Source organism: Burkholderia sp. AU33545 (genome assembly GCF_020419685.1).
GTDB classification, from domain to species: Bacteria; Pseudomonadota; Gammaproteobacteria; order Burkholderiales; family Burkholderiaceae; genus Burkholderia; species Burkholderia diffusa.
On record NZ_JAIZRQ010000001.1, the window covers coordinates 42067 to 56155 of the forward strand.

Annotated in this window: 12 protein-coding genes; 8 read left to right on the forward strand and 4 right to left on the reverse strand. The window is 65.4% G+C overall.

Annotated features, from left to right (window positions below):
* Positions 1–4: 4 nt before the first annotated feature.
* Positions 5–1117 carry an Obg family GTPase CgtA gene (gene cgtA, locus LGM71_RS00200; protein ID WP_059608182.1) on the forward strand — a complete coding sequence of 371 codons (1113 nt, stop codon included), beginning with the start codon at positions 5–7 and terminating at the stop codon, positions 1115–1117.
* Positions 1118–1207: 90 nt separating this feature from the next.
* Entirely contained in the window at positions 1208–2326 is a 1119-nt protein-coding gene (gene proB, locus LGM71_RS00205; protein ID WP_059465328.1) for a glutamate 5-kinase, read from the forward strand.
* A 97-nt stretch (positions 2327–2423) separates the two neighbouring features.
* On the opposite strand, the gene LGM71_RS00210 is transcribed toward proB, so the two are convergent.
* The gene (locus tag LGM71_RS00210) at positions 2424–2981 is read right to left on the reverse strand and encodes a CNP1-like family protein (protein ID WP_059465329.1); all 558 of its coding nucleotides are present in this window, start codon (positions 2979–2981) and stop codon (positions 2424–2426) included.
* Positions 2982–3044: 63 nt separating this feature from the next.
* Positions 3045–3692, reverse strand: a complete 648-nt coding sequence (locus tag LGM71_RS00215; RefSeq protein ID WP_059608184.1) for an RNA pyrophosphohydrolase — start codon at positions 3690–3692, stop codon at positions 3045–3047.
* 228 nt (positions 3693–3920) lie between these two features.
* Here LGM71_RS00215 and LGM71_RS00220 point away from each other — a divergent pair, with 228 nt between their 5' ends.
* Complete coding sequence (locus LGM71_RS00220; RefSeq protein ID WP_226113458.1) at positions 3921–5657, forward strand: proline--tRNA ligase; 1737 nt, start codon at positions 3921–3923, stop codon at positions 5655–5657.
* 21 nt (positions 5658–5678) lie between these two features.
* Positions 5679–6281 carry a MarC family protein gene (locus tag LGM71_RS00225; protein ID WP_012363042.1) on the forward strand — a complete coding sequence of 201 codons (603 nt, stop codon included), beginning with the start codon at positions 5679–5681 and terminating at the stop codon, positions 6279–6281.
* Positions 6282–6367: 86 nt separating this feature from the next.
* Here the strand turns inward: LGM71_RS00225 and LGM71_RS00230 are convergent, their stop codons facing one another.
* Both LGM71_RS00230 and ffh read right to left on the reverse strand, forming a co-directional pair.
* Positions 6368–6919 carry a hypoxanthine-guanine phosphoribosyltransferase gene (locus tag LGM71_RS00230; RefSeq protein ID WP_059465332.1) on the reverse strand — a complete coding sequence of 184 codons (552 nt, stop codon included), beginning with the start codon at positions 6917–6919 and terminating at the stop codon, positions 6368–6370.
* A gap of 94 nt (positions 6920–7013) precedes the next feature.
* Complete coding sequence (ffh, locus tag LGM71_RS00235; RefSeq protein WP_059608187.1) at positions 7014–8381, reverse strand: signal recognition particle protein; 1368 nt, start codon at positions 8379–8381, stop codon at positions 7014–7016.
* Positions 8382–8470: 89 nt separating this feature from the next.
* Here ffh and LGM71_RS00240 point away from each other — a divergent pair, with 89 nt between their 5' ends.
* From LGM71_RS00240 to LGM71_RS00255, 4 genes are all read left to right on the forward strand, one after another.
* Complete coding sequence (locus LGM71_RS00240) at positions 8471–9364, forward strand: inner membrane protein YpjD (protein WP_226113467.1); 894 nt, start codon at positions 8471–8473, stop codon at positions 9362–9364.
* Positions 9365–9377: 13 nt separating this feature from the next.
* Complete coding sequence (locus LGM71_RS00245; RefSeq protein WP_059608189.1) at positions 9378–9695, forward strand: PP0621 family protein; 318 nt, start codon at positions 9378–9380, stop codon at positions 9693–9695.
* A complete protein-coding gene (gene ampD / locus LGM71_RS00250; RefSeq protein ID WP_059608190.1) occupies positions 9692–10282 on the forward strand; it encodes a 1,6-anhydro-N-acetylmuramyl-L-alanine amidase AmpD in 591 nt (196 codons plus the stop codon). Before LGM71_RS00245 ends, ampD begins: the two co-directional genes overlap by 4 nt.
* Before the next feature lie 452 nt (positions 10283–10734).
* Entirely contained in the window at positions 10735–13728 is a 2994-nt protein-coding gene (locus tag LGM71_RS00255; RefSeq protein WP_226113469.1) for a ribonucleoside-diphosphate reductase subunit alpha, read from the forward strand.
* Positions 13729–14089: the final 361 nt, after the last annotated feature.

Below are 14089 nucleotides of genomic sequence, written 5' to 3' on the forward strand. Positions count from 1 at the left end.
ACGAATGAAGTTCATTGACGAAGCACGAATCGAAGTCATCGCCGGCGACGGAGGCGATGGCAGCGCGTCGATGCGCCGCGAGAAATTCGTTCCGTTCGGCGGGCCGGACGGCGGCGACGGCGGCCGGGGCGGGAACGTCTACGCGATCGCTGACCGTAACATCAACACGCTGATCGACTATCGCTACGCGAAGAAGCACCTGGCGCGCAACGGCGAAAACGGTCGCGGATCGGATTGCTATGGCAAGGGCGGTGACGACGTCACGCTGCGCATGCCGGTCGGCACGGTCGTGACCGACATGGACACGGGCGAACTGATCGCCGACCTGACCGAACACGATCAGCAGGTGATGCTCGCGAAGGGTGGCGCAGGCGGTCTCGGCAACCTGCATTTCAAGTCGAGCACGAACCGCGCGCCGCGCCAGAAGACCGACGGCAAGCCGGGCGAACGGCGCATGCTGAGGCTCGAACTGAAGGTGCTCGCCGACGTCGGTCTGCTCGGCATGCCGAACGCTGGCAAGTCGACCTTCATCTCGTCGGTGTCGAACGCGAAGCCGAAGATCGCCGACTATCCGTTCACAACGCTCGCGCCGAACCTCGGCGTCGTGCGGGTCGGCCCGAGCAAGAGCTTCGTGATCGCCGACATCCCGGGGCTGATCGAGGGCGCAGCTGAAGGTGCGGGCCTCGGCCACCAGTTCCTGCGACACCTGCAGCGCACCGGCGTGCTGTTGCATCTCGTCGATTTGGCTCCGTTTGACGAAAGCGTCGATCCGGTCGCGGAAGCAACCGCGATCGTTGGCGAACTGCGCAAGTACGACGAGGCGCTCTATGAGAAGCCGCGCTGGCTCGTCCTCAACAAGCTCGACATGGTGCCGGAAGACGAGCGCGAGGCGCGCGTCGCCGATTTCCTCGACCGTTTCGGCTGGGACGGCCCGGTGTTCGAGATTTCGGCGCTCACGGGCCAGGGCTGCGAAGCGCTGTGCTACGCGATCTACGACTACCTCGCCCAGCATTCGGACGCGCATCGCGCGGCGGAAGAGGAAGATCTGGCCGCGGACGTGCGATTCCGCGATGCGCCGCCCGCCGCTGGCGGCGCGACGCCCGGCGACGACGCCTGAGCGTGGCCGGAACGCACCGGGCGTCGCGCCCGGTGCCGGAATTTAAGCGCGCCCGGTCGGGCAGGCATCAGATACAGGAGACGGCGCACGATGCGTTCGATCATCGCGGATTCGAAGCGATTGGTGGTGAAGGTGGGCTCGAGCCTCGTAACCAACGACGGCAAGGGGCTCGATCATGCTGCGATCGGCCGCTGGGCGGCCCAGATCGCCGCGCTGCGCGCGCAGGGCAAGGAAGTGGTGCTCGTCAGTTCGGGCGCGATCGCTGAAGGGATGCAGCGGCTCGGCTGGAGCAAGCGTCCGCGCGAGATCGACGAGTTGCAGGCTGCCGCCGCGGTTGGCCAGATGGGGCTCGCGCAAGTCTATGAAAGCCGCTTCACCGAGCACGATATCCGCACCGCGCAGATCCTGCTGACGCATGCCGACCTTGCCGATCGCGAGCGCTACCTGAATGCGCGCTCGACGCTGCTCACGCTGCTGCGGCTCGGCGTCGTGCCGATCATCAACGAGAACGACACGGTCGTCACCGACGAAATCAAGTTCGGCGACAACGACACGCTCGGCGCGCTGGTCGCGAACCTGATCGAAGGCGATGCGCTCATCATCCTGACCGATCAGTCGGGGCTGTTCACCGCCGATCCGCGTAAGGATCCGAACGCGACGCTGGTCGCGGAAGCCAGCGCGGGCGCACCGGAACTCGAGGCGATGGCGGGCGGGGCCGGCTCGAGCCTCGGCCGCGGCGGAATGCTGACGAAGATCCTCGCGGCGAAGCGCGCAGCGCACAGCGGCGCGAACACCGTGATCGCGAGCGGCCGCGAAGCCGACGTGCTGGTGCGGCTGGCGGCGGGCGAGGCGATCGGCACGCAGCTGATCGCGCGCACCGCGCGGATGGCCGCGCGCAAGCAATGGATGGCCGACCATCTGCAGGTACGCGGGCACGTCGTGATCGATGCCGGTGCGGTCGAGAAGCTGACGGCCGGCGGCAAGAGCCTGCTGCCGATCGGCGTGATTGGCGTGCAGGGAGCGTTCGCGCGCGGCGAGGTGATCGCATGTGTCGGCCCCGACGGACGCGAAGTGGCGCGCGGTCTCACGAACTACAGCAGTGCGGAAACGAAGCTGATTCACCGCAAGCCGAGCGGCGAGATCGAGACGGTGCTTGGCTACATGCTGGAACCGGAGCTGATTCACCGCGACAACCTCGTGCTCGTGTAACCATTCGGCCAGACGTCCCGAGATACTAAAAAAGCCCGCGTTGTGCGGGCTTTTTGTTGGGATTGGCGGGGCAGGGCCGGTGGCCTGCGTCGCGCAGTCAGCGCAGCTGGCTCATCGCGGTGCGGTGGAACCGGATGTTCTCGAGAATCTGCTGGGTCGTGCCCTGTGGCATCTTGTTCGAGCAGAAGTAGTCCTGGTACAGCGCCGAGTGGTACGCGTTCAACTCGCCGTTCTCGATGCGACGCCAGTCGTTCTCGACCGTGCGGTCCCAGCCGTCGTGATCCGAATTCAGGCCGGCATACTGACGCCATTCGTAGGTGTCGCAGCGGATGCCTTCGTAGTTCACGTTGCGTGCGCCGGCCGGGCTCGTGATGACGACCGCATAGCGCACGACGCCGTCGGTGCCGACCGCGAGCGACTTCGCATCGACGGAGAACTTGAGCGGCGTGTTCTGCGATACGTTGAACGGTAGCAGGTCGCCCGCTTGCGGAAGCGGCGGCAGCGTGTCGACCGGGTTTTCCTTCCAGTTGCCCTGGCGGTCCAGCAGGTACACGAACTCGCTGTCATCCTTGTTGGTCGGCGTCTTCGAATTTGCGCAACCGGCCAGCGTGGCCGCCGCGACAATCGATGCGAGCGCGAGAGCAATCGCTTTCAATATGCATTCCTCGTAAAAAAAGGGCGCGACACAAGGTCGCGCCCGGTCATGCAGTCCGACTCGTCATTTGCCGACGATCTCGCGGGGCGGCATCTCGTCGAGCGTGCTCGCCTCCACTTCGATCTCCGAACAGACTAACGATGTGTCGACAATCGTCAGCGTCTGCTGGACCTGCGCACCGATGACGCGCGGATAGCGCGACGGACGCGGCCCACGCGGCTTTTCGGCTCGCTGCGCCGGGCGGCGCAGGAAGCGCGACAGTTCCGTCAGCGCCAACTGATAGACATCCCGCTTGAACTCGATCACCGCATCGAGCGGCACCCAGTACTCGTTCCAGCGCCACGCATCGAACTCCGGGTGATCGGTCGCGCGCAAGCAAATGTCGCAATCGCGTCCGACCATCCGCAGCAGGAACCAGATCTGCTTCTGGCCGCGGTAATGGCCGCGTACTTCGCGTTTGATGAACTTGTCAGGCACCTCGTAACGCAACCAGTCGCGGGTGCGGCCGATTATCTTGACGTGTTCCGGGTGCAGGCCGGTCTCTTCGTGCAGTTCCCGGTACATCGCCTGCATGGGGGTCTCGCCGTACTTGATCCCACCTTGAGGAAACTGCCAGGAATGCTCGCGGAGCCGCTTGCCCCAAAACACCTCGTTGCGCGCGTTCAAGAGGATGATGCCGACGTTCGGGCGAAAGCCTTCACGATCCAGCATACAACCACCTTCGAATCCTTTAAAATTGCTTTGATTATAAACAGATAACGGGCGCTGCGCACCGTGACGGAGCGAATCCGCGCGGGGTGCACCGGCTGAATTGTCCCTGATTAGTCTGCTACGTCATCTGCGCCATCGTCGTCCCTCGTTGTTCGCCGCGCGCAGCTTTTTCACCTTGAAACTTTTTCGGGCGCCCCGCCTTGGGGCGCCGTATTTGGAACCGTCCGCATGAAAGCTTCCCGTTTCTTTATCGGCACCCTCAAAGAAGCACCGGCCGACGCAGAGATCGTCAGCCACAAGCTGATGGTGCGCGCCGGCATGATCCGTCGCGTCGCCGGCGGCATCTACAACTACCTGCCGGTCGGCCTGCGTTCGATTCGCAAGGTCGAGGCGATCGTGCGCGAGGAAATGAACCGGGCAGGCGCCATCGAGCTGCTGATGCCGGCCGTGCAACCGGCCGAGCTGTGGCAGGAATCGGGGCGCTGGGAACAGTACGGCCCCGAGCTGCTGCGCTTCAAGGACCGCAAGGACAACGACTTCGTGATCGGGCCGACGCACGAGGAAGTCATCACCGACATCGCGCGCAACCAGATCAAGAGCTACCGGCAGATGCCGGTGAACTTCTACCAGATCCAGACGAAGTTCCGCGATGAGATTCGTCCGCGCTTCGGTGTGATGCGCGGCCGCGAATTCATCATGAAGGACGCGTATTCGTTCGACAAGGACGCGGCCGGTCTGAACGAGTCGTATCGCAAGATGTATGACGCATATGTGCGCATCTTCACGCGCCTCGGCCTCGAGTTCCGCGCGGTCGCTGCCGACAGCGGCTCGATCGGCGGCAACTTCTCCCACGAGTTCCACGTGATCGCCGACACCGGCGAGGACGCGATCGCCTACTGCCCGACGTCCGACTTCGCGGCGAACATCGAGGCGGCCGAAGCGTTGCCGCTGATTGCCGAGCGCGCGGCGCCGGCCGAAGCGATGGAGAAGGTCGCGACGCCGGGCAAGGCGAAGTGCGAAGCCGTCGCCGAACTGCTGGCGATCCCGCTCGAGCGCACGATCAAATCGATCGTGCTCGCGACCGACAACGAAGGCGCCGAGCCGACCATCTGGCTCGTGATGCTGCGTGGCGATCACGACCTGAACGAGATCAAGGTGTCGAAGCTGCCGGGGCTGAAGAGCCACCGCTTCGCGACCGAGCAGGAAATCGTCGAGTGGTTCGGCACGCCGCCGGGCTATCTCGGCCCGGTCGGCACGAAGAAGCCCGTGAAGGTGATCGCGGACCGCACGGTCGCGAACATGAGCGACTTCGTCGTCGGCGCAAACGAGGTGGACTATCACATCGCTGGCGTGAACTGGGGCCGCGACCTGCCCGAGCCTGACGTTGCCGACGTGCGCAACGTGCAGAAGGGCGATCCGTCGCCGGACGGCAAGGGCGTGATCGACATCTGCCGCGGCATTGAAGTCGGCCACGTGTTCCAGCTCGGCACCAAGTACTCGGAAGCGATGGGCGCGACGTTCCTCGACGAATCGGGCAAGCCGCAGCCGATGCTGATGGGCTGCTACGGCGTCGGCGTCACGCGTATTCTCGGCGCGGCGATCGAACAGAACTTCGACGATCGCGGAATCATCTGGCCCGAGTCGATCGCCCCCTTCGAGGTCGTGCTGTGCCCGATGGGCTACGATCGCAGCGACATGGTTCGCGAGGCGGCCGACAAGCTGTACGCGGAACTGACCGCCGCCGGCATCGACGTGATCCTCGACGATCGCGGCGAGCGCCCGGGCGTGATGTTCGCCGACTGGGAACTGATCGGCGTGCCGCATCGCCTGGTGATCGGCGAGCGCGGCTTGAAGGAAGGCAAGATCGAGTACCAGGGCCGCCGCGACGCCGAAGCGACGCTGCTGCCGGCCGACGCCGCCGCGGCGACGGTGACGGAGAAGATCCGCGCTGCGCTCGCGCGCTAAGCGCTACAACAGGGGAACACGGTGGAATACACCTTCCTGTCGGCCACCGTGCTCCTCGTGCTGATCACGGATCCGCTCGGCAACATCCCGCTGTTCATCACGGCGATGCGGGACGTGCCGCGCGAGCGGCGCGTGAAGCTGATCCTGCGTGAAGTGGGGATCGCGTTCGTGATCCTGCTGTTCTTCATGGTGGTCGGCGACCGCTTCCTGCGGATGATGAGCTTGACCGACCTGTCGCTGCGGCTCGGCGGCGGGATCGTGCTGTTCCTGATCGCGCTGCGGATGATCTTCCCGCATCCGGACGGCGCGCTCGGCAGCGATCCGCGCGCCGGGGGCGAGCCGTTCATCGTGCCGCTCGCGATTCCGGCGCTTGCCGGGCCGTCCGCGCTCGCGACGGTGATGCTGCTGACGTCGCAGGCGCCGGGCAAGATGTTCGAGTGGGTCGGCGCGCTGACGGTCACGATGATCGTCTGCGCGATCACGCTGGTGCTGGCCGAACGGATCCAGCAGTGGCTCGGCGAGCGGACCGTCGCGGCGTTCGAGCGGCTGATGGGTTTGGTGCTCGTCGCGATCTCGGTCGAGATGCTGCTGGCCGGCATCCGGGCGTTCGTGCACCAGTTGTAGCGCGGGCGGCGCGGCGCGTGCCGACGAAAAAAAAGCGGCGCTCCGGGAAACCGGGGCGCCGCTTTTCTTTGTAGCGGGCAGGGCGGTCAGACGTTCGCGGTCAGTGCGCGGATCGTCGGCAGATTGCGCCAGTAGCCCTTTGCGTCCATCCCGCAGCCGAACACGTAGCGGTCCGGCACCGAGAAGCCGCAGAAGTCGGGATGCAGCGGTTTCGCCTTCGCGAGCGTCTTCTCGCACAGCACGGCGGACATGAAGCGTTTTGCACCCATGTCGAGGATGCGGTCGCGGATCGCGGCCATCGTCTCGCCTTCGTCGAGGATGTCGTCGAGCACGAGCACGATCCGGTCCTTCACCGATTCGCGCGGCGCGACGCGCCAGTGCATCTCCGGGCTGCCCTGCGTGGTGTTGCGGTAGCGGGTCAGGTGGATGTAGTCGAACTCCAGCGGGAAATCGAGATGCGGCAGCAGCATCCCGGTAAACACCGCGGCGCCACCCATCACCGAGAGCACGAGGGGAAACGCGTCGCCGATGTCGGCGCGGATCGCGTCGGCCATCCGGGCGATCGATGCGTTGACGGCATCGGCCGAGACGATCTCTTCGGAGTGGTCGAAAATGTGGAGGGCTTCTTCGCGGTTCATGTGTTCTGGCGGGCAGTCGGTATACAAATAAGGATGAAGCAGAACGGCCGGCGCGCGCTACGGCAAAAACCCGCGCGCCGACCGGCGGGCGGAATCAGCGCATGCCGGGCATCATGCCCTTCAGGCCGCGCATCATCTTCTGCATGTTGCCGCCCTTCAGCTTCTTCATCATCGTACGCATCTGGTCGTACTGATTCAGCATCCGGTTGACTTCCTGCACCGGCACGCCCGCGCCGGCTGCAATACGGCGCTTGCGCGTCGCCTTGATGATTTCGGGTTTTGCGCGCTCGGCCGGCGTCATCGAGCTGATGATGCCTTCCATCCGGCGGATCGACTTCTCGGCCTGGCCCATGTCGGCGCCGGCCGCCGCCTGCTGGAATTGCGCGGGCAGCTTGTCCATCAGCGAGGACAGCCCGCCCATGTTCTTCATCTGCGAGATCTGCGCGCGGAAATCGTTCAGGTCGAAGTCGCCGCCTTTCTTGACCTTGTCGGCGAGCTTCTGCGCGGCCTGCACGTCGACGCCGCGCTGCGCCTCCTCGACGAGCGCGAGGATGTCGCCCATGCCGAGGATCCGGTTCGCCATCCGGTCCGGGTAGAACACCTCGAGGCCGTCGAGCTTCTCGGCGACGCCGACGAACTTGATCGGCTTGCCCGTGATGTGGCGCACCGACAGCGCGGCACCGCCGCGCGAATCGCCGTCGAGCTTGGTCAGCACGACGCCGGTGAGCGGCAGCGTGTCGTTGAACGCCTTCGCGGTGTTGACCGCGTCCTGGCCGAGCATCGCGTCGACGACGAACAGCGTTTCGGCCGGCTTCAGCGTGCCGTGCAGCGCGGCGATTTCCTGCATCATCGCCTCGTCGATACCGAGGCGGCCGGCCGTGTCGACGATCAGCACGTCATGGTAGTGGCGCTTCGCCCAGTCGACGGCCGCGAGTGCGATGTCGACGGGCTTCTGGTCCGGGGTCGACGGGAAGAAGTCGGCGCCGACCTGTTCGCTCACCGTTTTCAGCTGCATGATGGCGGCCGGGCGATACACGTCGCACGACACGGTCAGCACTTTCTTCTTGTATTTCTCGCGCAGCAGCTTCGCGAGCTTGCCGGCGGTCGTCGTCTTGCCGGCGCCCTGCAGGCCGGCCATCAGGATCACCGCGGGCGGCGTGACCGCAAGGTTCAGCTCGGCGGCCTTGCCTTCGTAGTCGCCGCCGATCACGGCGGTCAGTTCCTTCTGGACCACGCCGACGAGCGCCTGACCTGGCGACAGGCTGCTGATCACTTCCTCGCCGAGCGCCTTTTCCTTGACCTTGGCAATGAATTCGCGGACGACGGGCAGCGCGACGTCGGCTTCCAGCAGCGCGAGACGCACCTCGCGGAGCATCTCCTGGGTGTTCGCCTCGGTGAGCCGGGCCTCGCCGCGCAGCGTCTTGACGACGCGCGCCATCCGTTGAGTGAGATTGTCGAGCATGGGGAGCGATGGACAGTGGGGCCCGAAGGCGCAACGGAACCGAACAAAGGGAGCCGTCGCGGGAAGGGGGCCTAGTGTAAACTTCGAACATGGATATTGTACTGTATGCCCTCACCGCATTCCTGTACGGCGGCCTCGCCGTCGCAGGCTGGCGCACCCACCGCCAGGGCGCGACCTCGCTCGTCGCGAGCGTGCCGGCCGTGCCGGTTCCGGCGTTCGCCGCGTCGGGGATGAGCGGGGCCGGCCGCGCGCTGCTGTTCGCGGCGCTCGTCGCGCACGGCGTGCTGCTGCACATGACCATTTTTCCGAACGACGCGATGATCTTCGGCTTCGCGTTCGCGCTGTCCGCGATGTTCTGGCTCGGCGCCGGCATCTACTGGATCGAGAGCTTCTTCTTCCCGCTCGACAGCCTGCGCCTGCTGGTGCTGCCGCTCGCGTGCGGCGCGTCGCTGCTGCCGCTCGTGTTCGGCGGCGTGCGGGTGCTGCCTTATGCCGCAGCGCCGCTGTTCAAGATGCACTTCCTGATCGCGAACATCGCGTACGGCCTTTTCGCGATCGCCGCGCTGCACGCGGTCCTGATGCTGATGGTCGAGCGGCGCCTGCAGTCGCTGAGGAGCGGCGGGCGCGACGGCTCGACCGGCTGGATCGCGAGCTGGCTCGAGACACTGCCGCCGCTGCTCACGCTCGAGAAACTGCTGTTCCGCCTGATCGGCGCCGGCTTCGTGCTGCTCACGCTGACGCTCGCGTCGGGGATCCTGTTCAGCGAGCAGATCGATGCGCGCGCGCTGCGGCTCGATCACAAGACCGTGTTCGCGGTGCTGTCGTGGCTGATGTTCGGCGGCCTGCTGGTCGCCCACAAGACGTCGGGCTGGCGTGGACGCGGCGCCGCGCGCTGGGTGCTCGTGTCGTTTGCCGCGCTGCTGCTCGCGTATGTCGGCAGCCGGTTCGTTTTCGAGGTGCTGCTGCACCGCTCCGTGGTTTGAACGCAGGTCTCCGATGCGACAGATTCTTCTCCTGATTCTTCTCTTCTTCGCGGGTTCGTGGCTCACGCGCAAGCTGCGCCAGGCCCAGGAGCACGCACAGGCGCGCACCGGCCGCGGCGGCGGCTTTGATGGCGCACCCGGTTCCGGCGGCGCCGGGACGGCACGCCCGAACGGCGATGCGCGCTCGCTGCCCGAACCGATGGTGCGCTGCGCCGAATGCGGCGTGCATACGCCGAAGGGCGATGCCGTCGCCGCGGGTGGCGAATATTTCTGCAGCACCGAGCACGCGCAGCGCCACGGCGCACACGCGAGCGGCCGCGACGCCCGATGAGCGACGCAGCGCTGCTGTCGGTCGACGCGCACGGCTGGGTGCGCGAAGCGCGCCACGCGCCGTCGCCGAATTTCGAGGCGCGGCCCGCAGGCGCGGTGCCGACGCTCGTCGTCGTCCACAACATCAGCCTGCCGCCCGGCGAGTTCGGCGGCGACGCGATCGAGGCGCTGTTCCTGAATCGCCTCGATTGCGATGCGCACCCCTATTACCAGAGCCATCTGCGCGGCGTGCGCGTGTCCGCGCACTTCCTGATTCGTCGCGACGGTGAGCTCGTGCAGTTCGTGTCGTGCGACGAGCGCGCTTGGCATGCGGGCGCGTCCGAGTTCTTCGGCCGGCCGCGCTGCAACGACTTCTCGATCGGCATCGAGCTCGAAGGCGCGGACGACGTGCCGTTCGACGCGGCGCAGTACGCGACGCTCGGCGTGCTCGCGCGCACGCTCGCCGCGCGCTACCCGATCGATGCAGTGGCCGGGCATTCCGACGTCGCGCCGGGCCGCAAGACCGACCCGGGTCCGCACTTCGATTGGCAACGCTTCGCGGGCGATGCCGGCTTTTCCGCCGAATACTTTCCTTTCCGTCAGCACTGAGCGCAGGGTTTTTTGACCGGGGAAAGTTTTTTCTCCGACCAATGCCTTGTCGTGTCTGCGCGCGAGCGATGTCAAGACCTCCATCGCAAATTATCCGTTTTGACCTCGTCCGAATGTCCACTATACTTGGTGCCAGTTGAGCGGTTCTGTACTAGATATAGTGTGTGTCGCAGGGGAAACCCGAGCGGCACCGGCCGGCGGGCAACGCCGGCGGACAGGGTTCTCAGGGCGGCGCGCCAGGCCGGGCGGTCCGGGCGTCGCGATCAAGCGCAGCGAACTTCGACGGGGCAGGGTACACATGACGAAGCACACGACCGGAACGGTTGTCGCGCATCGACCGAACCGGCTTCCCCGACGCATCGCTCGCCTCTTACCGCTCGCGCACGCCATTGCGCAGCGTTCGTTTTAATCCGCGGTTCTCTCCGCACCATCCAACACCAGGAGCTTTGCACATGCAAACCACCGACAACGCGACGTCCCAGTACGAGAGCGCCTCGAGCCGTCCGCTCGGCGGGACCGAACAGGGCGCGCAGGCGCTCGCGCCGCAGGCCACGTTCGCCGACTACAAGGTGATCCGCCGCAACGGCAGCGTGGTGTCGTTCGAGCCTTCGAAGATCGCGATTGCGGTGACCAAGGCTTTCCTGGCCGTCAACGGCGGGCAGGGCGCGGCATCGGCGCGCGTACGCGAACTCGTCGAGCAACTGACGCACAACGTCGTGCGCGCGCTCGTGCGCAGCCGTCCGAACGGCGGTACGTTCCATATCGAAGACATCCAGGACCAGGTCGAGCTCGCGCTGATGCGCGGCGGTGAGCACAACGTCGCGCGTGCGTACGTGCTGTATCGCGAGAAGCGTCACCTGGAGCGTCAGCATGCGGGCGAGGAAGCAGCAGCCGCGGGCGGCGAGTCGAGCACCGGTATCAACGTCGTCGACAACGGCGTCACGCGTCCGCTCGACCTGAACGCGCTGCGTGCGCTGATCGTGTCGTCGTGCGACGGCCTCGGCGCTGCGGTTAACCCTGACCCGATCGTCGCCGAAACGGTGAAGAACCTGTACGACGGCGTGCCGATGAGCCAGGTCTACGACTCGGCGATCCTCGCTGCGCGCACGATGATCGAAAAGGATCCGGCATACAGCCAGGTCACGGCCCGCATCCTGCTGCACACGATCCGTCGCGAGATCCTCGGCGAGGAAGTGCTCCAGGCCGAGATGTCGACCCGCTACGCCGAATACTTCCCGCAGTTCCTGAAGCGCGGCGTCGACGCCGGCCTGCTCGACGACAAGCTGCTGCAGTTCGACCTGAAGCGTCTGGGCGAAGCGCTCGACGCGAACCGCGATCTGCAATTCGGCTACCTCGGCCTGCAGACGCTGTACGACCGCTACTTCCTGCACGTCGAAGGCACCCGCATCGAAATGCCGCAGGCTTTCTTCATGCGCGTTGCGATGGGCCTGTCGCTGAACGAGATCGACCGCGAAACGCGCGCGATCGAGTTCTACAACGTGCTGTCGAGCTTCGACTTCATGAGCTCGACGCCGACGCTGTTCAACTCGGGCACCCACCGCTCGCAACTGTCGTCGTGCTACCTGACGACGGTCGCGGACGATCTCGACGGCATCTATGAAGCGCTGAAGGAAAACGCGCTGCTGTCGAAGTTCGCCGGCGGTCTCGGCAACGACTGGACGCGCGTGCGCGCACTCGGCTCGCATATCAAGGGTACGAACGGCAAGTCGCAAGGCGTGGTCCCGTTCCTGAAGGTCGTGAACGACACGGCCGTCGCGGTCAACCAGGGCGGCAAGCGCAAGGGCGCGGTCTGCGCGTACCTCGAATCCTGGCACCTCGACATCGAGGAGTTCCTCGAGCTGCGCAAGAACACGGGCGACGATCGCCGCCGTACGCATGACATGAACACGGCGAACTGGATTCCCGACCTGTTCATGAAGCGCGTGATGGAAGGCGCCGACTGGACGTTGTTCTCGCCGTCGACCTGCCCGGACCTGCACGACAAGTTCGGCGCCGATTTCGAGAAGGCTTACACGGCTTACGAAGAGAAGGTCGCGCGCGGCGAGATCAAGCTGTTCAAGAAGATCCCGGCGGCGCAGCTCTGGCGCAAGATGCTCGGCATGCTGTTCGAGACGGGCCACCCGTGGATCACGTTCAAGGATCCGTGCAACGTGCGCTCGCCGCAGCAGCACGTCGGCGTCGTCCACTCGTCGAACCTGTGCACGGAAATCACGCTGAACACGAGCGACACCGAAATCGCGGTGTGCAACCTCGGCTCGGTGAACCTGGTCGCTCACCTGGTGAAGCAGGCAGACGGCAGCTACGCGCTCGACCACGACAAGCTGAAGCGCACGATCAGCGTCGCGATGCGTATGCTCGACAATGTGATCGACATCAACTACTACGCGGTGCCGAAGGCGCGTAACTCGAACCTGAAGCACCGCCCGGTCGGCATGGGCATCATGGGCTTCCAGGACTGCCTGCACCTGCTGCGCACGCCGTACGCGTCGGAAGCGGCGGTCGAGTTCGCCGACCGTTCGATGGAAGCCGTCTGCTACTACGCGTACCACGCGTCAACCGAACTGGCCGAGGAACGCGGCCGCTACTCGAGCTACCGCGGCTCGCTGTGGGATCGCGGCATCCTCCCGCAGGACACGCTGAAGCTGCTGGCCGAAGCGCGCGGCGGCTACGTCGAGGTCGACACGTCCGAGTCGCTCGACTGGACGACGCTGCGTTCGCGGATCGCCGCCCACGGCATGCGCAACTCGAACTGCGTCGCGATCGCCCCGACGGCGACGATCTCGAACATCATCGGCGTGTCGGCCTGTATCGAGCCGACCTTCCAGAACCTGTACGTGAAGTCGAACCTGTCGGGCGAATTCACGGTGGTAAACGAGTACCTCGTTCGCGACCTGAAGGAACGCGGCCTGTGGGACGAAGTGATGGTCGCCGACCTGAAGTACTTCGACGGCATGCTGTCGCGCATCGACCGCATCCCGGCCGACCTGCGCGCGATCTACGCGACCGCGTTCGAAGTCGACCCGACGTGGCTGGTCGAAGCGGCGTCGCGTCGCCAGAAGTGGATCGACCAGGCGCAGTCGCTGAACATCTACATGGGCGGCGCGTCGGGCAAGAAGCTCGACGAGGTCTACAAGCTCGCATGGCTGCGCGGCCTGAAGACGACCTACTACCTCCGCACGATGGCGGCGACGCACGTCGAGAAGTCGACGGTCGCACACGGCGCGCTGAACGCAGTGCCGACGAGCGGCGGCTCGAGCAGCGGCGGCGCGCAAGGCGCGGCAGGCGGCTTCGGTGCGGCGGGCGGCGATGCATCGTCGGGCGCGGTCAATGCGGCACCGGCGCTGGCGCCTGTCGAAGCAGATGGTCCGGTGTGCACGATGCGTCCGGGCGATCCGGGCTTCGACGAGTGCGAAGCCTGCCAGTAACACTGGCGCGCATGACCTGAAGAAGGTTCGGGCGGCGCGCACGGCAACCGATCGAGGTTGAAGTGTGCGCCGCTCTCAACTAAAAAAATGATAAGGAATCTGTAACGCGACACTTGCGTTGCAGGCAGTGACAAGCGATCGAAACATCCCCGACGACGTCGCGTTTCGATCAGCGTTCGATGCGTCGAGCGCACCTCGCGATACATGCGTGACACGCGTCGCGCTCTGCATGAACGACGATGCGTTGCTCAAAGTGTTGTATCGAGGTCGCAACGCGAATCGAAAAAAGGATTTTTCGTGAGCGAACCCTTTTATCGCTCAGGAAAAGATGGTACAAACCGTTCTAAATTGATGGTGAGAA

Coding starts and splice junctions, on each gene's coding strand:
- cgtA (WP_059608182.1), top strand. CDS start 5: ATGAAGTTCATTGACGAAGCACGAATCGAAGTCATCGCCGGCGACGGA.
- proB (WP_059465328.1), top strand. CDS start 1,208: ATGCGTTCGATCATCGCGGATTCGAAGCGATTGGTGGTGAAGGTGGGC.
- LGM71_RS00215 (WP_059608184.1), bottom strand. CDS start 3,692: ATGCTGGATCGTGAAGGCTTTCGCCCGAACGTCGGCATCATCCTCTTG.
- LGM71_RS00220 (WP_226113458.1), top strand. CDS start 3,921: ATGAAAGCTTCCCGTTTCTTTATCGGCACCCTCAAAGAAGCACCGGCC.
- LGM71_RS00230 (WP_059465332.1), bottom strand. CDS start 6,919: ATGAACCGCGAAGAAGCCCTCCACATTTTCGACCACTCCGAAGAGATC.
- ffh (WP_059608187.1), bottom strand. CDS start 8,381: ATGCTCGACAATCTCACTCAACGGATGGCGCGCGTCGTCAAGACGCTG.
- LGM71_RS00240 (WP_226113467.1), top strand. CDS start 8,471: ATGGATATTGTACTGTATGCCCTCACCGCATTCCTGTACGGCGGCCTC.
- LGM71_RS00245 (WP_059608189.1), top strand. CDS start 9,378: ATGCGACAGATTCTTCTCCTGATTCTTCTCTTCTTCGCGGGTTCGTGG.
- ampD (WP_059608190.1), top strand. CDS start 9,692: ATGAGCGACGCAGCGCTGCTGTCGGTCGACGCGCACGGCTGGGTGCGC.
- LGM71_RS00255 (WP_226113469.1), top strand. CDS start 10,735: ATGCAAACCACCGACAACGCGACGTCCCAGTACGAGAGCGCCTCGAGC.